At 71.4% G+C, this 20640-nt stretch carries 20 protein-coding genes and 1 pseudogene; 10 read left to right on the top strand and 11 right to left on the bottom strand.

What is annotated here, in order from left to right:
- Positions 1-46: 46 nt before the first annotated feature.
- The 6 genes from QP939_RS14225 to QP939_RS14200 are packed head-to-tail and all read right to left on the bottom strand — an operon-like array spanning position 47 to position 5655.
- The gene (locus tag QP939_RS14225) at positions 47-1885 is read right to left on the bottom strand and encodes a dynamin family protein (protein WP_285457228.1); all 1839 of its coding nucleotides are present in this window, start codon (positions 1883-1885) and stop codon (positions 47-49) included.
- The gene (locus QP939_RS14220; protein WP_285457227.1) at positions 1882-2271 is read right to left on the bottom strand and encodes a nucleotide exchange factor GrpE; all 390 of its coding nucleotides are present in this window, start codon (positions 2269-2271) and stop codon (positions 1882-1884) included. The genes QP939_RS14225 and QP939_RS14220 overlap by 4 nt, the downstream gene beginning before the upstream one ends.
- Before the next feature lie 18 nt (positions 2272-2289).
- Positions 2290-2904, bottom strand: a complete 615-nt coding sequence (locus tag QP939_RS14215) for a TetR/AcrR family transcriptional regulator (RefSeq protein WP_285457226.1) — start codon at positions 2902-2904, stop codon at positions 2290-2292.
- On the bottom strand, positions 2901-3380 hold the full coding sequence (locus QP939_RS14210; RefSeq protein ID WP_285457225.1) for a YqeB family protein: 480 nt from the start codon (positions 3378-3380) through the stop codon (positions 2901-2903). The genes QP939_RS14215 and QP939_RS14210 overlap by 4 nt, the downstream gene beginning before the upstream one ends.
- A gap of 45 nt (positions 3381-3425) precedes the next feature.
- Positions 3426-4073 carry a hypothetical protein gene (locus QP939_RS14205; RefSeq protein ID WP_285457224.1) on the bottom strand — a complete coding sequence of 216 codons (648 nt, stop codon included), beginning with the start codon at positions 4071-4073 and terminating at the stop codon, positions 3426-3428.
- Between the two features lie 58 nt (positions 4074-4131).
- Positions 4132-5655: a dynamin family protein gene (locus QP939_RS14200; RefSeq protein ID WP_285459744.1), complete on the bottom strand. Its 1524-nt coding sequence runs from the start codon at positions 5653-5655 to the stop codon at positions 4132-4134.
- 193 nt (positions 5656-5848) lie between these two features.
- On the opposite strand from QP939_RS14200, the gene QP939_RS14195 reads away from it, so the two are divergent.
- Positions 5849-7015: a sensor histidine kinase gene (locus QP939_RS14195; protein ID WP_422653130.1), complete on the top strand. Its 1167-nt coding sequence runs from the start codon at positions 5849-5851 to the stop codon at positions 7013-7015.
- Positions 7012-7668, top strand: a complete 657-nt coding sequence (locus QP939_RS14190; RefSeq protein ID WP_285457223.1) for a response regulator — start codon at positions 7012-7014, stop codon at positions 7666-7668. Before QP939_RS14195 ends, QP939_RS14190 begins: the two co-directional genes overlap by 4 nt.
- Here QP939_RS14190 and QP939_RS14185 read toward each other — a convergent pair.
- Complete coding sequence (locus QP939_RS14185; protein ID WP_285457222.1) at positions 7665-8576, bottom strand: SDR family NAD(P)-dependent oxidoreductase; 912 nt, start codon at positions 8574-8576, stop codon at positions 7665-7667. The genes QP939_RS14190 and QP939_RS14185 overlap by 4 nt on opposite strands.
- A complete protein-coding gene (locus QP939_RS14180) occupies positions 8573-9160 on the bottom strand; it encodes a TetR/AcrR family transcriptional regulator (protein WP_285457221.1) in 588 nt (195 codons plus the stop codon). Before QP939_RS14180 ends, QP939_RS14185 begins: the two co-directional genes overlap by 4 nt.
- Before the next feature lie 288 nt (positions 9161-9448).
- Between QP939_RS14180 and QP939_RS14175 the strand changes: the two genes are divergently transcribed.
- From QP939_RS14175 to trmB, 6 genes and pseudogenes are all read left to right on the top strand, one after another.
- Positions 9449-10387, top strand: a complete 939-nt coding sequence (locus QP939_RS14175; protein ID WP_285457220.1) for an ABC transporter ATP-binding protein — start codon at positions 9449-9451, stop codon at positions 10385-10387.
- Between the two features lie 17 nt (positions 10388-10404).
- On the top strand, positions 10405-11154 hold the full coding sequence (locus tag QP939_RS14170) for an ABC transporter permease (RefSeq protein ID WP_285457219.1): 750 nt from the start codon (positions 10405-10407) through the stop codon (positions 11152-11154).
- Positions 11155-11254: 100 nt separating this feature from the next.
- Entirely contained in the window at positions 11255-12172 is a 918-nt protein-coding gene (locus tag QP939_RS14165; protein WP_285457218.1) for an ABC transporter ATP-binding protein, read from the top strand.
- Positions 12169-12930 carry a hypothetical protein gene (locus QP939_RS14160; RefSeq protein WP_285457217.1) on the top strand — a complete coding sequence of 254 codons (762 nt, stop codon included), beginning with the start codon at positions 12169-12171 and terminating at the stop codon, positions 12928-12930. The genes QP939_RS14165 and QP939_RS14160 overlap by 4 nt, the downstream gene beginning before the upstream one ends.
- Positions 12931-13106: 176 nt before the next feature.
- Positions 13107-13659: pseudogene (locus tag QP939_RS14155) on the top strand (hypothetical protein).
- 72 nt (positions 13660-13731) lie between these two features.
- On the top strand, positions 13732-14367 hold the full coding sequence (gene trmB, locus QP939_RS14150) for a tRNA (guanosine(46)-N7)-methyltransferase TrmB (protein ID WP_285459742.1): 636 nt from the start codon (positions 13732-13734) through the stop codon (positions 14365-14367).
- 91 nt (positions 14368-14458) lie between these two features.
- Here the strand turns inward: trmB and QP939_RS14145 are convergent, their stop codons facing one another.
- Together QP939_RS14145 and QP939_RS14140 are read right to left on the bottom strand one after the other, a co-directional pair.
- The gene (locus QP939_RS14145) at positions 14459-16708 is read right to left on the bottom strand and encodes an ABC transporter permease (RefSeq protein ID WP_285457216.1); all 2250 of its coding nucleotides are present in this window, start codon (positions 16706-16708) and stop codon (positions 14459-14461) included.
- Entirely contained in the window at positions 16705-17400 is a 696-nt protein-coding gene (locus QP939_RS14140) for an ABC transporter ATP-binding protein (protein ID WP_285457214.1), read from the bottom strand. The genes QP939_RS14145 and QP939_RS14140 overlap by 4 nt, the downstream gene beginning before the upstream one ends.
- Before the next feature lie 173 nt (positions 17401-17573).
- Here QP939_RS14140 and QP939_RS14135 point away from each other — a divergent pair, with 173 nt between their 5' ends.
- Both QP939_RS14135 and QP939_RS14130 read left to right on the top strand, forming a co-directional pair.
- Positions 17574-19361, top strand: coding sequence for a sensor histidine kinase (locus QP939_RS14135; protein WP_285457212.1), 1788 nt, complete (start codon positions 17574-17576; stop codon positions 19359-19361).
- Complete coding sequence (locus tag QP939_RS14130) at positions 19358-20008, top strand: response regulator (protein ID WP_285457211.1); 651 nt, start codon at positions 19358-19360, stop codon at positions 20006-20008. The genes QP939_RS14135 and QP939_RS14130 overlap by 4 nt, the downstream gene beginning before the upstream one ends.
- On the opposite strand, the gene QP939_RS14125 is transcribed toward QP939_RS14130, so the two are convergent.
- Entirely contained in the window at positions 20005-20349 is a 345-nt protein-coding gene (locus QP939_RS14125; RefSeq protein ID WP_285457209.1) for a hypothetical protein, read from the bottom strand. The two genes, QP939_RS14130 and QP939_RS14125, sit on opposite strands and share 4 nt — an antisense overlap.
- Between the last annotated feature and the right edge of the window lie 291 nt (positions 20350-20640).

The following is a 20640-nucleotide window of genomic DNA, read 5'->3' as shown; positions in this document are numbered from 1 at the left end:
CCGTATGCCGGTTCGGTTCCACGGCACAACCGGACCACCCGGCTGGTCAGGCGGTCTTGTCCCGGAGCGCGCGGATCCGGGTCAGGAAGGCCTCGGCGCGGTCCCGGCCGTCGCTGACCTCCTTGAGCCGCTTCGACACGATCGCGATCTTCTTGGCCCGCTCCTGCGCGCCCATCTTGATCGTCTTGTCGACTTCCTTCAGCTCGGCCTCGATGGCGTCGATGCGGCGGCCGAGCGCCTCGTCCAGCGCCATCGACAGCTGCTGCTCGGCCTCGATGAGCTGCTCGGCGACCAGCTGGTCGAGCGTCGAACGGGCGTCCGCGATGGCCTCGACCAGCCACTGCTTCATGTGCTGCTTGTCAGCCGCGTGCTTGCGCGTGCGGGCCATCCACCAGCCGGCGCCGAGACCGATGATGATCGTCGCGGGCAGCACGACCGGGTTGAGGATCGCGACGCCGGCCAGCGGCAACGCGGCGACCTTGCCCGCGCCGACGCCGCCGGAGATGCCCATGAAGACGAGCAGCTTGTCCTCGGCCGTCGGCGGCTTCTTGTCCGGCGGCCGCAGCACCACCGGCGGGCCGCCCGCCCGGGCGAACTGGGCGCGGATGACGTCGAGCTCTTCGGGCGAGAACAGCTCGGACAGCGAGACGTTGGTGACCTGGTTCAGCCGCTGCGAGAGCAGCATCGAGATCCGCTGCGACGTCGTCTGCAGCGCGATGTCGACCTGCTGCGGCAACGCGGCCAGCTCGTCGCGCTTGGCGGCGTCGATCAGCTGGCGGAAGTGGGTCTGCGCGTCCCGCATCTGCCTGCTGCTCTCGTGCCCGACCTCGACGCGGGTGCGCTGCACCTCGCCGCGCAGCTTCAGCTGCCAGCCGCGGGTCGACGTCCGGCGCTCGGCCTGCAGCTGGTCACGGCGTTCGCGCAGCTGCTCGGCCTCGGCCTCGCCCGCCGACAGGGCCCGGCTTTCGGCCTGCAGCTTCGCCTTGAGTTCGCCGAGCGCGCTGGACAGCGCACGCAGCGTGTTCGCCTCGCCGAGCATCGCCGACCGGCCGACGAGCAGCTCCTGCAGGGCCATCTGCACCGCGGCGACGCCGGACTTCTCGCGCAGCATCGCGGCCATCTGCTCGTTGGGCGCCTTCGCCGCCGTCTCGAACATCCGCGCCGACACCGGGTGGAACACCGCGTCGGCGAACCGGGGCGCGTGCTCGCGCAGCAACTGGCGGTCGGCCTCCATGACCTCGCGCCAGCCGCGGAACATGTCCACCTTGGTCAGCGCGAACACGACGGTCTCGACGCGCTCGCCGACGTCACGCAGGAACTGCAGCTCGGTCGAGGTGAACGGCGCCGAAGCGTCGACGACGAACAGCAGCGCGGTCGCGCCCGCCGCCGCCTCCTTGGCCAGCTCGCCGTGCATCGAATCGAGCCCGCCGACGCCGGGCGTGTCGACCAGCGAAAGGCGTTCGAGCAGCGGCACCGGCCCGGTGACCTCGACGTACCGCGGCGGGATCTGGCCCGGCGGCAGCTCGTGCGCGGCCGACACCCAGTTGATCAGCTGGCCGAGGTCGATCGGCACCGGCGCGAGCTGGCCGGGGTAGCAGGCCTGCGCGCCCCACGCGTCGGCGTGGTCGAAGACGAGGTAGGTCGCGGTCGCGACGTCGGCGTCCACAGGGGACAGTCCCGGCCGCGCGAGCAGCGCGTTGACCAGCGAACTCTTCCCGCGGTTCGTCTCGCCGACGACCACGACGGCGGGCTTCTTCGGCCGCGCCTTCCGGATGTCCTCGACCCACTTGGCGGCGTCGGGGTCGGCGTCGCGGACGACGGTCAGCAGCTGGTCTCGCGCCGCCGCGACCTGCGCGGGCAGGCTCGGCGCGGTGGGTGCGCTCACGGGGTCTTCTTCGCGTAGACGGTGACGACCGGGGCGCGGAGCAGGCGGTCGTGGTCGGCGAAGCCGGTGACCTCGGTTTCCGCGACGACGCCGTCGAGCGCCGGGTCGTCGGTCGGGACTGCGCCGCCTGCTTCGTGGCGGGCCGGGTCGAAGCGCTCGCCGTCGGGCCGCAGGGCCCGGACGCCGATCGCGGCGAGGCCTTCTTCGAGGCGTTCGACCACGCCGCCGCTGCGGGCCCTGTCCAGTGCGTACAAGCACATCTGGATCAGCGCCTGGCGGTCCGCCAGTGCCCGCTCGAGATCGCTGACCTGCTGCTGCAAGGGGTGCACATCGGTGTCCGACGCGGCGGCGCCGCGGTCGGTTCCGTCCTTGCGAAACCACGCCATGCGCACAGTCTGGCGGACTCAGCCGCCCGCCGGGTGCGAAACCGGGCGAAGGAACCGGATCAGGATCGTCCGGAGGATCGCCTGTTCGGCGGGCAGATCGAGGTCGGGGTCGAGGCTGGCCCGCGAGATCATCGCGTCGACCAGCCCGGCGACCCAGCCCGCCGCCGCGCGCGGGGTGACGCCGGGGTCGATCTGCCCGGCGTCCGCGGCCCGCTCGACCAGCACGGCCAGGCCGTCGCGCAGCGCGCCGTCGTTGCGCTTGATCAGCTCGGCGAACTCGTCGTCGCGGGCGGCCTGCGCGGCGGCCTCGAGGACGAGCCGGACGACGGCGGGGTGCGCGACCTGGCCCGCCAGCTCGGCGGTGACGTCGAGCAGCGCGGCCAGCGGGTCGTCCGCTTTCGCCGCGGCTTCGAGGCGTTCGGCCGTCTCGACGGCGTCGTCGGTGAAGATCGCCGTGAACACCGCGCGCTTGTTCGGGAAGTAGTGGAACAGGCTGCCGGAGCTGATGCCCGCGGCGCGGCAGATGTCCGCGGTCGTCGTCCGCTCGAAGCCCTTCTCGGCGAAGCACCCGGCCGCGGCGTCGACGATGGCGCGGCGCTTGGCCGCGTGTTTCGCGGGATCGACGGTCCTCATCGTTCGACGGGCGGTTCGTCCCGCCAGGGGTAGCCGTGCTCGGCGAACGCGGGCGCCAACTCACGGCCCGGGAGGTCCGTCTTCTCGCGGGCGATCTCGCGGCCGTCGGTCGTGCGCAGGACGAGTTCCTTGCCGTCGAGGTAGACGGCTTCGAGGTCGGCCTCGATGCGGCGCGTCTTGTCGCCGCGCACCAGCGTGACGCGGGTCGGCGACACCGTGACGACCAGGCGTTCGTGCGCCCAGATCACGGCGAACACCAGGCCGAGGACCAGCCCGCCGGCGACCGCGGCGAGCGTCGCCCACGGCTGGGGCAGCTTCGTGAGCACCTTGAACACGCCCTGGAACGGGAACGCGGGCAGGTCGCCGACCCAAGCGGCGATCGCCCACACGCCCACGCCCAGCGCACCCCCGGCGAGGGGACAGCCGATCCAGGACGCGGTGCGCAGCCACGACGGCTCGTCGACGGTCGTCTCCATGCGGTCCATTATTAGACCGCGTGCTCGGTTTATGAAAGCCGGGGGTCAGACCAGCTCGTCGATCACCTCGCGCAGCACGGCCTCGAGGCCCGGACCGTCCTCGGCGAGCCGGGACGAGACGAGCAGCTGGTCTTCGGCCGTACGCAGCCAAATCGATCCGGCGACGGAGATCTCGATGACGTTCAGCCGGAAGGGGTACGCCCGGCGCCCCAGCCGGACCTCGGCCTCGCGCACCAGCTGACCGAGCCGCTCCCCGGCGACGATCTGGCGCCGGTAGAAGCCGGGCGCCCACGGCGTTCCGTCCGCGGGCACGCCCGCGCCGCGCAGGGCGGGGCCACGGGCGTTGGCGAAGTGGCGCGCCGCGACGGGCGCGAAAAAGTCGACGGCCTTGCGCATCGCCGACTCCGGCGCGAGCGCGGGCCTGCCGTAGCGGTTGCGCGGGCTGCGCGGGTCGGGGTCTTCACGGTTGCGGAGGAAGGCGAGCAGGTCGACCCACCAGTCGGCCCACTGCGCCTGGACGGCCGCGCGGTCGATCTCGGCCGGGACGTGCACCGGGACCTGCGGCTCCACGGGCGGCAGCACCTGTCCTTCGGACACGGACAGGGCGAGGGCGTCACGGATGTACAGCGCGACGTCGATCTCGGTCTCGCTGCTCCAGCCCGCTCGCCAGGATGTCGTGTTTTCTAGGCGCACGTTTTCACAGTACGCGGGAAAGCTCGTGGTCAGAGCAAAGTCGGCAAGCCGGGACAAGTCAGCTTTGCGGTTCGCGGATCTGCTGCCAGATCAAGAAGTACGCGCGGTGCACGACGTGCGCGACGCGGCTCTGCGCGGGCGTCGCCCCGAAGGACGCGAACGACCGCCACCAGCCCGCACGCTCGAGCGCGTGCGCGGCCAGCTCCTGGCGCGGCGCGCCGGGTTTGCCGAGCTGGGCGCCGATGTCGGCGTTGCTGCCCACGCGCAGCACCTCTTCCGACAGGTCCTCGGGCATGTCGACCGCGCCGGACGCCACCAGCGTCAGCGCTTCGAGCAGCCGCAGCTGGTGGGCCTCGGGCTTGGCGAGCAGCACCTCGATGGCGTCGTGGACGCGCTGGCGCTCGGCCGGGTCGGCCGACGCGTGCGCGAGCGCGGTGACCGAGGCCAGCGCCGCGGCCGCCTTGATGCCATCGGCGCGGGCTGCGAACACGATCGACAGCCGCTGGCGCACGGCTTCGAGGCCGGACGCGTCGAGCAGCGACCGCCGCAGCGCGCCCGCCGTGATCTCCGGTTCCTGGCGGATGGCCTCGACGGCGTGCGAGATGCCGAACAGGTCGAGCTTCTCCAGCAACCGCAGCCGCGTCCCCGACGGGACGTCGCACTCCCAGCTGGTGAAGATGTCGGCCGAGATCAGCATGGTCTGCAGGATGTCGTCGTCGAGCGCGGCGAGCTGCCGCAGCGCCTCGGCGTCGGCCGAGGTGAAGCCGCCGGACTCGGCGGACTCGGCGATCAGCCCGATCACCGGCAGGACGTCGGCGACGCGCGGCTTCAACGTGCTCGCCTGTTTCTCGGCGAGGATCGTCGCGGCCTTCCAGACGTCGCCGTCCGCGCCGTCGACCGACTCCGGCGCGATGGTGTCGGCCTTGTTGAGCACGGCGATCGCGTTGACCGGCCCGGCTTCGCGGCTCGCGGTGGCCGCGGTGAACGCGGCGAGGGCCTGCTGGTCGTCCGCGCGCACGCCCTGCGTCACGACGTAGAGCACGGCTTCGGCGCCGGCGACGGCGTTGCGCGAAGTGTCGTCGAGCTCGTCCGAGCCCTCTTCGTCGTCCTCGTCCTTGCGGTGTTTCGCGGCGCCCAGGAGCTGCTCGGTGCGGGACACCGAAGCGGCGTCGAGCGAGCCGAGGCCGGGGGTGTCGATCACCGTCATGCCCTGGAGGACGGCGTTGGTCAGGTACGCCTCGATGTGCGACACCTGCTCGATGTCGACGCCCAGCTCAGCGGGGATCATCCCGTCGGCGGCGAAGGGGAGCACCTGCTTGCGGCCGTCGGTGAAGACGATCTCGACGCGGTCGACCGTGCCGTACTGGAACCGCGTCACCAGCCGCGTGCACTCGCCGATGTCCGTCGGCGCGACCCGGCGCCCGATCAGCGCGTTGACCAGCGTCGACTTCCCCGACTTGATCCGGCCCGCGACGGCCACCTGCAGCGGCGCGCCGAGCCGGCGCAGCACCTCCGCGAACCCGGCCGCGGTGCGCGCGGACACCTGCGACTGCAGGCGGTGACACAGGTTGGCCACCGACATCGACAGCGGACCCGCGAGCCGGCCCTGCTCCGGTGACGTCACGGCCCCCAGTCCTCCCCGTCGTAGGCGACAACCCCCGGTGAATCGTGCCATGTCCCTCATCCGCAGGTCGCACCGAAGGTGGTACCGGCGACCGACGCGGCGCGGCGGGCCCGGGACCTAGTGTTGTGTGGTGCGACGGCTGAGCCTCTGGATGCGTGCCCACCCCATGGCGGGCGACTCGGTGCTCGCCGTCCTGCTCGGCCTGTTCGACCTGCTGCTGTTCGCCGCCGACGGGCTGGCCGAGCTGCCGGAACTGCCGCCCTGGTACGTCGCGCTGCCGGTGAACATCGCGATGGTGGCGCCGCTGGTGTTCCGGCGGAAGTCGCCGCTGTGGTCGGCGTACGTCGTGCTGGTGATCAGCATCGTGCACGCGACCCTGATGCTCGGCATCGCCAGCATCGCGGGGCTCGCGATGAGCATCTACTCGGTGGTCGTCTACGCCGGGCGGCGGCAGGGACTGGTGTTCGTCGGCGCGGTGATCGTCGCCTCGGCCGTGCAGCTCGCCTTCGACCCGACGGACGAACTGCTCATCTCAGCGCTGTTCCTGGCGTTCGGCATCGCCCTGTGCTGGACCCTCGGCGAGTTCGTCGGGGCCCGGCGCGCCTACGACGTGGAAGTGGAGGCCCGGTTGCACCTGCTCGAGACCGAACGGGACCAGGCCACCCGGATCGCGGTGGCCGAGGAGCGCGGCCGGATCGCGCGCGAGCTGCACGACGTCGTCGCGCACGCGGTGAGCGTGATGGTCGTGCAGGCCGACGGCGCGTCGTATGCGCTCCAGAGCAACCCCGAGCTCGCCCAACGGGCCCTGCAAACGATTTCCGAGACCGGCCGCGGCGCCCTGGGAGAGTTGCGGCGGCTGCTGGACGTGCTGCGCAGCGACGACGCCGACGGCGAACCGCGGGTGCCGCAGCCGGACGCGCACGCGCTGGCCGACCTCGCCGAGCGGATGCGCGCGGCCGGGGTGCCGGTGGAACTGGAGCTGGGCGAACTCGGCGAGCTGCCCGCCGGGGTTTCGCTCGGCGTGTATCGGATCGTGCAGGAGTCGTTGACGAACACGCTCAAGCACGCGGGCCGCGGCGCGACGGCGTCGGTGCGGGTGCACCGCACCGGCGACCTGGTGGAGGTGCTGGTGTCGGACGACGGCGCGGGCCGCGTCCCGCAGCTGGCCGGTCCCGGGCCGGGGCGGTTGCCGGGCGGGAACGGGCTGATCGGCATGCGCGAACGCGCGCACGTCTACGGCGGAACGTTGGAAGTGGGCCCGGCTCCGGGCAGTGGGTGGCAGGTCCGCGCGGCACTGCCGGTTAGGTTGGACAAGTGATCCGGGTGGTGGTCGTCGACGACCAGGAACTGATGCGCGTCGGGTTCCGCATGGTGCTGGGCGCGCAGGCCGACATCGACGTGGTCGGCGAGGCGGGCGACGGCGCGCAGGCCATCGAGCTGGCTTCGCGACTGCGGCCGGACGTCGTGTTGATGGACGTCCGGATGCCGGTGCTCGACGGGGTGGAAGCGACCAAGCGGATCGTCGCGGCGGGCACCGCGCGCGTGCTGGTGATGACGACGTTCGACCTCGACGAGTACGTCTACGCGGCGCTGCAGGGCGGAGCGAGCGGGTTCCTGCTCAAGGACACCCAGCCCGACCACCTCGTGTCGGCGTTGCGGGCGGTCGCCTCGGGGGACGCGGTGGTCTCGCCGTCGGTGACCCGGCGGCTGCTCGACCGGTTCGTCGGTACCGGTGGCGCACCGATGCGGGACACCGCCGAGCTGGACGTGCTCACCGACCGCGAGCGTGAGGTGCTCGTGCTGATCGCGAAGGGCATGTCGAACCTGGAGATCGCCGAGGCGTTGTTCCTGTCGGAGGCGACGGTGAAGACGCACGTCGGGCGGATCCTGGCGAAGCTGGACCTGCGAGACCGGGTGCAGGCCGTGGTGCTGGCCTACGAAACCGGTCTCGCCCGCCCCGGCCTCGCTTAGCGGAAGTCGTCCGGTGGGGTGGTTGCCGGGTCCTTGCCCGCGTGGCGGACTTCCGTGAGCCAGCGGCCGAAGTCCGGGCGGTCTCCGTCGATGTCCGTGTAGTCGTACTCCTTCATCAACGTCCACGACGCCAGCGTTTGGCCGGCGAAGCGGGACACCGAGGGGTCCTGGGCCAGTGCCGCGACGCCGCGGGCCAGCAGGTACGGCGTCTCGGAAATCTTGAAGTCGACCGGCGCGAGCTTGCCCACCGCGTCTCGCCAGTTCTCCTCCGTGACCTCGAAGTGGTCCAGCATCGACTCCGAGCGCAGAAAGCCCGGCGTGACCGCCAACCCGACGCAGTCGTTCTTCTTCAGCTCTGCCCCCAATGCCCGGCCGAGTGCGCGGATGCCGCACTTGGCCAAGTAGTACGGCAGGCCCGCGCCGACGTAGTCGTCGTTGTCGCCGTCGGTCACCTCCAGCACCAGGCCGCGGCGGGCCACCACCAGCGGCAGCAGCTTGTGCAACGCGATCAGGTGCGTGTCCAGCGCATTGTGCGTCAGGTTCAGCGCGTCTTCCAGCGGCGTCTCCCAGAACGGCGCGTCGAAGTGGAAGTACATGTCGCCGCCCCAGACGTCGTCGACGAGGATGTCGATTCCGTCCACTTCGGACTCGATGCGCGCCTTCAGTGCGTCCACATCGGACTCCGACCGGAAGTCGCAGCGGACGACCACGGCCTTGCCGCCCGCCGCCTCCACCAGTTCGCCCGTCTCTTCGATCGTCTCCGGGCGCTTCATCGGCGACGTCGTTTCGCGCGTCGTGCGGCCGGTGACGTACACCGTCGCGCCCGCGCGGCCCAGCTCCACCGCGATCGCCCGGCCACAGCCCCTCGTCGCCCCGGTGACCACCGCGACCTTGCCCCGCAAACTCATGGTTCCTCCCGTCCCCGCCACGCGGACAGCACCGCGTCGACGTCCTCCGCCAGCCGGTCGGCCAGCCGCCCGTGCGGCCGGATCGACCAGTCGATCGACACCCCGTTGATCACGTCCAGCACGACCCGGGCCGCTCGCGGCACGCCCGGCGCGTGCGGCAACGCCGAAGCCGCCGCCCGCACCAGCCGTCGCAGTTCTTCCTCGACCGCCGTGAAGTGCTCGCCCAGCAGCGACCGCAGCACCGGGTCGCCGATGTCCACGCCGAGCTGGCCCAGGTGGTTCGCCGCCTCTTCGGCGTCGCCGAGCACCGCGTAGACCGAAACCGCCGCGGCGCGCAGGCCGTCGACCGGGTCGTCCGCCCGCTCGGCGCACTCCCGCATCTGCTCGACCGCCCGCCGCGTTGCCCGCCGGCTCATCGCCTGCAGCAGGCCGCTCTTCGAGCCGAACCGCTGCGCGACCGTGCCGACCGAAACCCCGGCCTCGGCAGCCACCTGCGCGAGCGTGAAACCGGGGCCGCAGCGGCCGATCACGGTCTCCGCCGCACCCAGCAGCCGCTCGTCGGTGATGCTCCTCGGCCGGGCCACCTCATTATTGAACCACAGTTCATTAATGACGTCGAATCAGAACCTTGTTCTGGTTAGGACGGCGCCACGGACCGCAGCTCGCCCACCTGCGGCGACGGTCGCGCCGGCCGACGGCTGAACAAGGTTCTCAGGGTCGCCTCAGGGTCATCACGGATCGCGCATCGGCCGAAGAGCCAGCAAGGTACTACTCAGGTAGGGGGAGCGGTTCGGCCTCCAGGGTGACGCGCGAACCACCCCCGACCCGCGACGATGAACGCGTCGTAAGCGAGGGGCGGAAGAGGAGCAGCCATGATCGAGGCAACCGGCCTCACCAAACGGTACGGAAAGACGCTGGCGGTGAACAACCTGTCGTTCTCCGTGTCCGCGGGTCAGGTCACCGGCTTCCTCGGCCCCAACGGGGCTGGCAAGTCCACCACCATGCGCATGATCCTGGGCCTGGACAACCCGACGAGCGGCCAGGTCACCATCGGGGGCAAGAAGTACCACGACCTCAAGGAGCCGCTGCGGACCGTCGGCGCCCTGCTCGACGCGAAGTGGGTGCACCCCAACCGCTCGGCGCGCGCCCATCTGCTGTGGATGGCGAAGTCCAACCGCATCCCGGCCGCCCGCGTCGACGAGGTCCTCGAGGTCGTCGGCCTGACGAGCGTCGCGAACAAACGCGCCGGCGGGTTCTCGCTCGGCATGTCGCAGCGGCTCGGCATCGCGGCCGCCCTGCTCGGCGACCCCGAGGTGCTGCTCTTCGACGAGCCGGTGAACGGCCTCGACCCCGAAGGCATCCTCTGGATCCGGAAGTTCATGCACCGCCTGGCCGACGAAGGCCGCACCGTTTTCGTGTCGAGCCACCTGCTTTCGGAGATGGCGCTGACCGCGAGCAACCTCGTCGTCATCGGCCGCGGCCAGCTCATCTCGCAGTCCTCGACGCAGGACTTCGTCGCCCGCGCCGCGGAGAACACGGTCAAGGTCCGCTCGCCGCAGCTGCCCGAGCTGCGCGACGCCCTGCAGCGCGCCAGCGCCGGCGTGACCGGCGACGAGACCGCTCTCGTGGTGTCCGGAATGGACAGCGACAAGATCGGCGAGATCGCCGCCGCCAACCGGATCGTGCTGCACGAGCTGAGCCCGCAGACCGGCTCGCTGGAGCAGGCCTTCATGCAGATCACCGGCGACTCCGTCGAGTACCACACCGGGCTCGACGCCGAGGCGCAGCACGTGCTCGAGTCCGCCAAGTAACCGGGGAAACCAAGACCATGAACCTGCTCGCAGTCGAACGCATCAAGCTGTTCAGCACGCGCTCGCCGTGGTGGTGCGCGCTCATCACCCTGGCCCTGGCCATCGGCTTCGCCGCCATCGTCGCCGGCGCGACGCCGTCCGACGCCCAGCTCACGCTGCCCGCCACCCAGTTCGGCGGCTCCCAGTTCGGCATCGCCGTCGTCATGGTGCTCGCCGCGCTCGCGGTGACCACCGAATACCGCTTCAACACCATCCGCACGACGTTCCAGGCGGTGCCGCACCGCTCGCCGGCGCTGGTCGCCAAGGCCATCGTCGTCGCGCTGGTCGCGCTCGTGCTCGGCGAGCTCGCCGCGTTCGGCGCGCTGGGCCTCGGCATGCTCATGCGGCCGGACGACGGCCTCGGCCTGCACACCTCGCAGGACTGGATGAACGTCGCCGGGCTCGGGCCGGTGTTCGCCATCAGCGCCGTGCTCGCGGTCGCCCTCGGGATCCTCATCCGCCACAGCGCCGGCGCCATCGCGCTGCTGCTCATCTACTACTTGGCCGTGGAGGAGCTGGTGCAGCTGATCCCGAAGATCGGTGCGCACATCCACGAATGGCTGCCGTTCAACGTGGCGAACAAGTTCCTCCGCGGTTCGGCGGTCGTGGACGGCCCGGCGCCGTCGGATTCGCCGCTGAGCCCTGGCTGGGCCCTGGCCTACTTCGCGGGGGTCGCCGTCGTGTTCCTGCTCGTCGCGCTCGGGGTCGCGAAGAAGCGGGACGCCTGAAAGGGGAAAAGGGGAGAACACCGGGTCCGGGTCGCGCTGTCGGGGGGCGACCCGGATCCGGTGTTTCGCAGTAGGCTCCCGGTGACGGGACGGGGGAGCGATGATCGAAGCCACCGCGCTGACCAAGAGGTACGGCGCCACCACCGCGGTCGACGAGCTGACCTTCACCGCGCACGCGGGACGCGTCACCGGCTTCCTCGGCCCGAACGGGGCGGGCAAGTCCACGACCATGCGGCTGGTCCTCGGCCTCGACACCCCCGACGCGGGCACGGTGCACGTCGACGGCGTCCCGTACCGGCAGCTGAAAGATCCACTTCGGACGGTCGGCGCGATGCTGGACGCCACCTGGCGCCACCCCGGCCGCAGCGGGCGCGACCACCTCCGCTGGCTGGCCGCCACCAACGGCATCCCCGACAAGCGCGTCGAAGAGGTGCTGACGCTCGTCGGGCTGACGAGCGTCGCGAAGACGCGGGTCCTGCAGTACTCGCTCGGCATGCAGCAGCGGCTGGGGATCGCCGCCGCGTTGCTGGGCGACCCGCGCGTGCTGCTGTTCGACGAGCCGGTGAACGGCCTCGACCCCGAGGGCATGGCCTGGATCCGGCAGCTGCTGCACGCGCTGGCCGCCGAGGGCCGGACGGTCTTCGTCTCCAGCCACCTGCTGCCCGAGATGGCGCAGACCGCGCAGGACCTCGTCGTGATCGGCCGGGGACGGCTGATCTACCAGGGCACCATGGCCGACTTCATCGCGAAGACGGCCGAACACGGCGTGCGTGTCCGGACCCCGCACGCCGACCAGCTGCGGGCCGCGCTCGCCGGGCAAGCCGAGTTCACCGAGGCCGACGGCGCCTTCGTGGTGTCCGGGCTGGACAGCGACCGGATCGGGCAGCTCGCCTTCGACGCCGGCGCGACCCTGCACGAGCTGAGCCCGATCACCGGGTCGCTCGAGCAGGCCTACCTCGACCTCACCCGCGAGGCCGTCGAATTCCCGGCCGCGTCCGTCTCGGAGGCAGCTCGATGACCACGACGACGAACCTCCTGCGCGCCGAGCGCATCAAGCTGTTCAGCACCCGGGCGCCGTGGTGGTGCCTCGGCATCGCCGTCGTCGCGCCGCTCGGCTTCACCGCGCTGTTCTTCGCGCTGGCCGGGCCGGAGATCCCGGCGACCGTCGGCAACACCCAGCTGGCGAGCGGCAACGGCCGGACCGTGCTGCTCGTGCTGGCCGTGCTCGCGACGGCGTCGGAGTTCAACTGGGGCACCATGCGGCTGACGTTCCAGGCGGTGCCGGCCCGGGTGCCCGCGCTGGTGGCGAAGGCGGTGATCGTCTGCGTGGTCGGTGCCGTGCTCGGGCTGGTCGTCGGCTTCGGCTCGTGGGGGCTCGCGGCGCTCGTGCAGCCGGACGCCGACCTCGCGCTGCACACCGCCGCGGACTGGCGCGCGGTTCTCGGGCAGAGCCTGACCTTCCTCGTCACCGCGCTCATCGGCGTCGGCGTCGCGCTGCTCCTGCGCAGTGTCGCCTTCGCGCTGACCGTGGTGCTCGTCTGGACGCAGGTGCTCGAGGGCGTGATCGTCTTCATCCCCGGCATCGGCAAGCACATCTACCAGTGGATGCCGTTCCACGCCGCCGACGAGTTCGCCGGGGCGGGCGGGTTCGCGGCGGGCCCGCTGCAGCTGCCGTCGGCCCCGCTCGGGCCGTGGGGCTACCTCGGTTACTTCGCGGCGATCGGCGTTGCACTGTTCGTGGCCGGGGTGTTCGGCACGGCACGGCGCGACGCCTGAGCGTGACCGCGGTCGCATTACCGCAAAAATCCGTGTTAAGAAAAGATGAAGTGGCTGTGGCTTCTCTCACAGCGACCGGACATAATGCTGTGACCAGGCAATATTCGTAAGAGAGCGCACCGGACCCGTCTCAGCTCCCCTGGAGGTGATCCTTGACGGTGGACACCGGTCAAGAATTGGGCAGCACCATTCCCCGAGCTCGCGTCGAAGACGACGCTCCCCGGCTCGAACCGATGTTGGACCTCGAATGGTCGCGGGCGATCGAGCTTCCCGCAGGCCGCGATGACCGCGACGACGCCGGCGGAACTCCGCCGGGCGTGGGTGCACCGCGCACCCGAAGACGGTGTCCTGGCCCTGTTCCGCGCCTCGGCCGGGATGGCGGGGCCGATCCCCGCGCCGTGGTGGCTGCGGGCGGTGGCGGACGGGAAACTCGATTCGCGGGAACAGGGTTTCCGCGTCGAAGATCGGATCGCACAACTGCTCGGCAGGCGCCCGGGCTGGGAATTCGTCCCGTGGGCCGCGGACGGCGAATCCGGGTACTGGGAGTTCATGCCGTCCGAACGCGGGAAATCGGGCCACGCGATTCCCACGACGGTGATGAACACCGACCGGCACCCCGGCTGGATCGACGTCCTCCCGGCGCACAGCGGGCGGACGCCGGACCCGATCCCGGTCGCCGGACTGGCGGGCTTGCGATCTCGTCTCGGGGAGTTCGAAGCGGTTCGTTAACCTCGCTGCGTGGAACAAGAGGACGGACGTCGGCTGCGCAGCGTGGTCAGTTACGTCAAGCGCGGTGGCCGGATGACCGTCGGGCAGCAGCGGGCGTGGGAAGAGCACTGGCCGCGGCTGGGCCGCACGGTCGGCGAGCTGCCCGCGGGACCGCTGGACTTCACCGAGTGGTTCGGCCGCGAAGCGCCGGTGATGCTGGAGATCGGCTCCGGCATGGGCGAAACGACGTCGCAGCTGGCCGCCGCGGCGCCGGAGCTGAACTACGTCGCGGTCGAGGTCTACGACCCCGGCCTCGGCCAGCTGATGCTGCGCGCCGAAAAGCTCGGCGTCGAGAACCTGCGGCTGCTGCATGGCGACGCCGTCGTGCTGCTGACCGAGCACGTCGAGCCGGACTCGCTGCACGGCGTCCGGCTGTTCTTCCCCGACCCGTGGCCGAAGAAGAAGCACCACAAGCGGCGGATCGTGTCGCCGTCGTTCGCCAAGCTCGTGGCGTCGCGGCTCGCGCCCGGCGGCACCTTCCACATGGCGACCGACTGGGAGAACTACGCCGAGCAGATGATGGAGGTCTGCTCGGCCGAGCCCGCGTTGAAGAACCGGTACGACGGCTGGGCGCCCCGGCCCGAATGGCGTCCGGTGACGAAGTTCGAGCAGCGTGCCGACGTCGAAGGCCGCGTCTCGCACGACCTCATCTTCGAAAAGCAGTCGTGAGTGCGTAACAGTGTTAGAACACTGTTACGCACTCACGACCTCCCTCTGTACCCCCGTTGCTCGCCCCTCCCCCGACAGAGGGGCGAACGTCCTATTCGTCGGCCAGCGGTTCGGCCTGGACCCGCTTCAGCGCGGGCGTGCAGACCGACGCGCCGAGCAGGGCCACCCCGATGCCCAGCACGACCGGCGCCAGCAGCCACGGGCTGAGCACGATGCCCCGCTCGTCGACCATGCTGAACAACCCAACACCGACGAGCACCCCGACGATTCCCGCGCCGATGGTGGCGACCAGCGCGGGCAGCGCGGCCTCCATCCGCAGCGCCCGGGCCAGCACCCGCACCGGCGTGCCGGCGGCCATCAGCGCCCCGAAGGTGCGGCGGCGGTCCATCACCGAGCCCGCGGTCGCGACCGCGGCACTGCAGCCCGCCAGGATCCCGGCGGCGACCAGCCCGATCACCGTGACGCGGCGCAGGTCGCCGAGCTCGGTCTGCTGGTTGACCAGGTACTGGTCCCGGCTGCCGACCTCCGCGCCCGCGGCCGGCGCGGCCAGCGCCGTGCGGACGATCTCGCGGTTGGCGTCGGTCGTCGGCGCGACGACGGTGACGTACTTCGGCGTGAAGCCGTCCGGCAGCGCGGCCGGGTCGACGATCCAGGTGCTGGACAGGTTCGAGTCGGGCAGGTTGACGGCTTCCGTCCGCGTCCCCGACTTGACGGCGAGGGCCTGCCCTTCCCACTCGGCGGTCACCTTGTACTGCGCCAGGTCGAGCGCCGACTCGCCGATGACGGCGGGTCCGCCCGTGCAGTTCTCCGCGGTCAGCCCGAACCGGGTCAGCTTGACGGCGTCGGCGCAGGGCATGACCAGTGCGCGGTGGCCGGTGCGATCCCGGCCCCCGCCCTGGACGAGGTAGACCTCGCCGACCGCGACGGCCTTCTCGGCCTGCCCGTACTTCCGCAGGGACCCGTTGGCCTGGTCGACGATCTTGCCCGCGTGCTGGGCGTCGGTGTCGACGTAGAGCACGGAGTCCTGGAAGGACCGCCCGCCGCCGGCCATCGACTCGAACGTCGGCAGCAGCGTCAGCGCCATCGACCCGGCGAACACCGCGAGCACGATCCCGGCGGAGGCGCGGTAGGCGCCCTTCGGGTCGTCCCGCAGGCGACGGCCGGCGAGCAGCGCGGACGGGCGCCGCCAAATCCGGACGAACGTGCCGCCGACCGCCGAGGTCACCCATGGCCCGACTATCGCGGCCGAGCCGACCAGCAGGAACAGGCCCGCCATGACCAGGCCGATGCCCCCGGCCTCTTTCGACGTCGACACGGCGACGAGGAAGAACAGCCCGGCCGCGGGCAGCGCGAGCAGGCGCCACCAGCGCAGCGGCTTCTTCGTGTGGCCGCCGGTGGCGAACAGCGGGTTCTTGAGCACGCGCCGCAGACCGAGGATCCCGGCCAGCACCACGAGCACCGGGATGGCCACGACGATGAACACCGTCAGGCCGATCGGCAGCGCGAAGTCGGACGCGAGCCAGGTGCCGCCCGCCCACGGCACGAACGACGCGAGGCCGTGCAGCGCCGGGCTGATCAGCAGGCCGAGCAGGGCGCCGATGCCCGCGGACAACGTCGTCTCGGCGGCCACCATGTTCGTGACCTGCCCCGGCGTCGCGCCGGCCAGCCGGATCGCGGCCAGCCGCCGTTCCCGCCGGGCCGCGGTCAGCCGCGCCGACGACGCGACCAGCACCAGGCTCGGCACCAGCAGCACGATGATGCCGACCCAGGACAGCAGCATGAGCAGGCCGTCCGGGCTCGCCTTCCCGCTCGGGAAGCTCGTCAGCGGGTAGGAGTTCTCGGGCATCGCGTCGGCGGTGTGCCCGGTGAGCGCGACGAGCTGTTCCGGGAACCGCAGGCCGTCCTCGCCGATGGCGCCGACCGGCTTGCCGAAGCGGTCGGCGAGGTGATCGGCCGGGTTGGCCTGCAGCAGCCGGCCCAGCGCGGGCGACACGACGGTCTCACCCGGCCCCGGCACCTGCGGCACCCCCGGCGGCAGCGCGATCGAGCCAGGCGTCGCCCCGCCGGTCAGCGCGACGTCGACGCGGATGATCTCCTTGCCGTCGAAGTAGTCCTTCGAGGAGTTGAGCAGCAGCTTGGCGGGGCCGTCGGTACGGCTGCTGTAGAGCTGCTCGCCCTGCCAGAGCGCACGCTGCTCGCGGTTCTGCGTGGCGAACGGCAGCGTCGCCAGCAGCAGCACCAGCCCGGTCGCGACGGCCACCCCGATCGCGGTGAGGATCGCCGACGTCCGGGTCCGGCGGTCGACCCTCAGCACCCGCAGGGCGATCTGGAGCGAGTTCATGCCGCGAGCCTCGTCGCGATCAGGCCGTCGCGGATCGAGACGGTCTTCGGCATCGACTCGGCCAGCTCGCGGTCGTGGGTCACCACGATCACCGCCGCGCCCGTCTCGCGGGCGGCGCCGAGCAGGGCGTCCATCGTGTCGCGGCCGGTGCGCGTGTCGAGGGCGCCGGTCGGCTCGTCGGCGAAGATCACCTTCGGCCGGTGGGTCAGCGCCCGCGCGATCGCGACGCGCTGGGCCTCGCCGCCGGACAGCTCACCGGGACGGCGCTTCTCCTTGCCGGCCAGGCCGAGCCGCGAAAGCCACTGGCGGCCGGCGTCGATGGCCTCCTTGCGGCCGAGCCCGGCCAGCAGCGACGGCAGCGCGACGTTCTCCTCGGCGGTCAGCTCCGCGACCAGCATCCCCGACTGGAAGACGAACCCGAACTCGGTGCGGCGCAGCTCGCTGCGCTTCTTTTCGCTGAGCTGGTCGATCCGCTGCCCGGCCAGGAAGATCTGCCCGTCGTCGGCGCGGAGGATGCCGGCCAGGACGTGCAGCAGCGACGTCTTGCCCGAGCCGGACGGCCCGACGATGGCGACGGCGTCCCCCGGCTGGATGTCGATGTCGATGCCGGCGAGGGCGTACTGCGCGCCGTAGCGCTTCACCAGCCCGCGGCCGGACAGCACCGGGCCGTTGGTCCACTGTGGAGTCTCCACGAGGTCTCTCCCTGTCGGTTCGGATCTTGCTGCGATGAGCTTCGCCGAGATCAGGGGGTGTCCACTTCGGGCAGACGGCCAGTCACGCGCGCACCCGCATCGGCCGATCGGCCGAGGGAGCGCGAGCCACTCGGCCAAGGTGCGAACGCGCGCGGATCCTCTAACGTCACGTTGTGACCGCCGCGCCTCCGCCGAAGACGCTCTACACCCGCGCCGCCGCCCTCGTGCGGCGCATCGGGGTGCCTTCGGCCGTCCTGTACGCCGCCCTGCTGTTCGACGTCGTCTACACGACGCAGGCGGCGCTCGACGACAACGGCCCGCGGTTCGTCGACTTCGGGCTGCTGCCCGGCTTCTTCGCGATCGTCGCCTGCGCGGTGTGGGCGCAGAAGCGGGCCGCGGTCGCGGGCGTCGCCGGGGGCGGCGTGCTGGTGTTCTCCACCCTCTTCATCCACGCGTTCCACATCCCGCCCTACTCCAGCGTGCTGCCGAAGGTGCCCATCACGGAGGTCGTGGCCGGGGTGCTGATGGTCTACTACGTGACCCGCCGGGCGCGGGCGGGCGTGGCGTTCTGCGTGGACAGCTTCCTGGTCGTCGCCGGGCTCGTCGCCGTGTTCGGCCGGTACGCCGGGGTCAGCGAGATCGACAGCGGCACGGGGTCGCAGGCCCTGCTGTTCGGCCTGCTGCTGCTCGCCGGCGCGGTCGCCCCCGCCATCACGGCCCGCGACCGCAGCCCGCGGGGCCGGCCGCGGACCCGCAAGCTGCGCCGGGTGAACGAGCTGGCGATGGGCCAGTGGCCGTTGATGGGCCTGCTCGGGTTCGCGCTGCTCTTCGAGTTCGGCTACACGTACGCGAGCAACGCGCGCGGCTTCCCGATCCTGTTCTGCTCGCTCGTCGCGGCCTTCATCTCGGTGCTCTCGCCGCGGCGGCCGGCGGACGCGGTCCTCGGCATCGCCGGGATCATGCTGGTCTCCACGGTCGTCACGCCGTTCCTGCACCTGCGCTACGACTACCCGATGCCGGGCGGCGTGCCGTTCGTGCAGATCGTCGCCGCGATGGGCGTGGTGGTGAACCTGACGCGCGCCCGCGGGCTGAGCTCGTCGTGGCCGCGGGTCGCGGTGCTCTCGAGCGTCGTCGCGCTCGCGGCGATCCTCAATTCGAACGGGCCGCGGGGCCTGCAGACCGACCCGCAGAACCTTTCCCTCCTGGCCTTCGCCGCGGCGCTGCTGCTCGGCATCTCGATCGCCGTCGGCCTGATGCTGCGGTCGCGGGACTCCGAGCGCACCACCGTCGTCCAGTCGGCGGTGGCCGACGCGCAGACCGCCGAGCGGATGGCACTGGCCCGCGAGTTGCACGACGTCGTCGCGCACCACGTCACCGGGATCGTCGTGCAGGCGCAGGCCGCGCGGATGATGGCCGAGCAGAAGCCGGAGGTCGCGGTCGAGGCGATGGCCCGGATCGAGAACGCGGGTGTCGAGGCGCTCGCGGCGATGCGGCGGCTGGTCCGCTCGATGCGCGGTGACGCGCCCGCCGGGTCGAGCGAGTTCAGTGAGCAGGCGACCACCGACCTCGGCGCCGACCTGCGGAAGCTCGTCGAGGGCGCCAACCACGGCGTGCCGACGTCGATGCACCTCGACCTGCCGCCGGACCTGCCGCACGAGGTCGGCCGCTCGGCGTTGCGACTGGTCCAGGAGTCGCTGACGAACGTCGGCAAGCACGCGTCCGGCGCGACCGAGGCGTTCGTCGTCGCCGAGGTGGCGGGCGGCGAACTGCACCTGCGGGTGACGGACAACGGACGCGAGACGGCGCACCGGCCGGCCGGCGGGTCGGGCGGTTACGGTCTGGTCGGCATGCGCGAACGCGTCGCGTTGCTCAAGGGCCGGCTGTCGGCCGGGCGCGGCCCGGACGGGGGCTGGCGGGTCGAAGCGTGGCTGCCGCTGGCCGCCGGGGAAGGGGACGAGTGATCCGGGTACTGATCGCCGACGACCAGGAGATGGTGCGGATGGGTTTCCGCATGATCCTGGACGCCCAGGACGACATCGAGGTCGTCGCCGACGTCGCGGACGGCGTCTCGGCGGTGTCGAAGGCCCGCGAGCTGCGCCCGGACGTCTGCCTGCTCGACATCCGCATGCCCGGCCTCGACGGCCTCGAGGTCACGCGGCAGCTGGCCGGCCCGGACGTGACCGACCCGCTGAAGGTCGTCGTGGTCACGACGTTCGACCTCGACGAGTACGTCCACACGGCGTTGCGCAACGGCGCGTCCGGCTTCCTGCTGAAGGACGCGGGCCCGGCGCTGCTGATCGAGGCGGTCCGCGCGGCCGACCGCGGCGACGCGCTGGTGTCCCCGCAGATCACCGTCCGGCTGCTCAAGCACTTCGACGGCGGCGCGGTGAAGTCGCAGGCGGCCCCGCCGTCGGAGCCGCTGACCGCGCGGGAGCTGGACGTGGTCAAGGCGGCCGCGCGCGGGCTGACGAACACCGAGATCGGGGCGGAGCTGTACCTGTCGCTGTCCACGGTGAAGACGCACCTGGCGTCGGTGCAGGGCAAGATCGGCGCGCGGAACCGGGTGGAAATCGCCGCGTGGGCGTGGCGGAGTGGAGTCGTTTCCTAGTCCGTGTCCCGACGCCACACGATCAGCAACGTCGCCATCAGCACGAAGACGAGGCCGACGAGGACCGCCGACACCCACGTCGGCCAGTGCAGCGACATCCCGGTCAAGGCGACACCGACTGCCGCCAGGATCGACATGCCGACGACGATCGCCGCCGCGCACGCGTAAGCGATGCGGCCTCCGGCGTCACCCGCGTCGACCTCTCCTTCCGCCTCCCCCGACAGCGGGCCGAGTGCGATCTTGAGGCGACCTCTGACCTTGACGCGCTCGACGCGCACCTCGGCACGCTCCGAAGGGTTCGGATCAGATTTGGACAGGTCCGTCTCGATCGCCTCGTCCACCGATCTCCCTCACCTTCCCTGACCGATGCTGGCGGAGCACCGGCGGCGGTCCCTCGTTGTTGGCCGACACCGTACCACCGATGCGGTGAACTGATGACCAAAGCGTGTACAGACAGTAATAGAAGATCAATACATATGTCGCGAGGCAGGCGTGAGCCGTCAGCTTTTTGTCAACTCTGGCAACCGTGATCCGCCACCGACGCCCCAGTCGACCCCCGCCGGCGATGACAACGTGGTCAGCGCCGCGCCAGCCTCCCACGGCTAGCGTCATCCAAAATGGACCTTGTAGCG

The organism is Amycolatopsis nalaikhensis (assembly GCF_030264295.1).
GTDB classification, from domain to species: Bacteria; Actinomycetota; Actinomycetes; order Mycobacteriales; family Pseudonocardiaceae; genus Amycolatopsis; species Amycolatopsis nalaikhensis.
The sequence above is the reverse complement of the archived record's forward strand: the minus strand, read 5'-3'. Positions and strand labels throughout refer to the sequence as shown.

Excerpts from the sequence above, each read along its gene's own strand:
- QP939_RS14220 (WP_285457227.1), bottom strand. The coding sequence starts at position 2,271 with ATGGCGTGGTTTCGCAAGGACGGAACCGACCGCGGCGCCGCCGCGTCG.
- QP939_RS14215 (WP_285457226.1), bottom strand. The coding sequence starts at position 2,904 with ATGAGGACCGTCGATCCCGCGAAACACGCGGCCAAGCGCCGCGCCATC.
- QP939_RS14210 (WP_285457225.1), bottom strand. The coding sequence starts at position 3,380 with ATGGAGACGACCGTCGACGAGCCGTCGTGGCTGCGCACCGCGTCCTGG.
- QP939_RS14200 (WP_285459744.1), bottom strand. The coding sequence starts at position 5,655 with ATGTCGGTGGCCAACCTGTGTCACCGCCTGCAGTCGCAGGTGTCCGCG.
- QP939_RS14195 (WP_422653130.1), top strand. The coding sequence starts at position 5,849 with ATGCGTGCCCACCCCATGGCGGGCGACTCGGTGCTCGCCGTCCTGCTC.
- QP939_RS14185 (WP_285457222.1), bottom strand. The coding sequence starts at position 8,576 with ATGAGTTTGCGGGGCAAGGTCGCGGTGGTCACCGGGGCGACGAGGGGC.
- QP939_RS14175 (WP_285457220.1), top strand. The coding sequence starts at position 9,449 with ATGATCGAGGCAACCGGCCTCACCAAACGGTACGGAAAGACGCTGGCG.
- QP939_RS14170 (WP_285457219.1), top strand. The coding sequence starts at position 10,405 with ATGAACCTGCTCGCAGTCGAACGCATCAAGCTGTTCAGCACGCGCTCG.
- QP939_RS14165 (WP_285457218.1), top strand. The coding sequence starts at position 11,255 with ATGATCGAAGCCACCGCGCTGACCAAGAGGTACGGCGCCACCACCGCG.
- QP939_RS14160 (WP_285457217.1), top strand. The coding sequence starts at position 12,169 with ATGACCACGACGACGAACCTCCTGCGCGCCGAGCGCATCAAGCTGTTC.
- trmB (WP_285459742.1), top strand. The coding sequence starts at position 13,732 with ATGACCGTCGGGCAGCAGCGGGCGTGGGAAGAGCACTGGCCGCGGCTG.
- QP939_RS14145 (WP_285457216.1), bottom strand. The coding sequence starts at position 16,708 with ATGAACTCGCTCCAGATCGCCCTGCGGGTGCTGAGGGTCGACCGCCGG.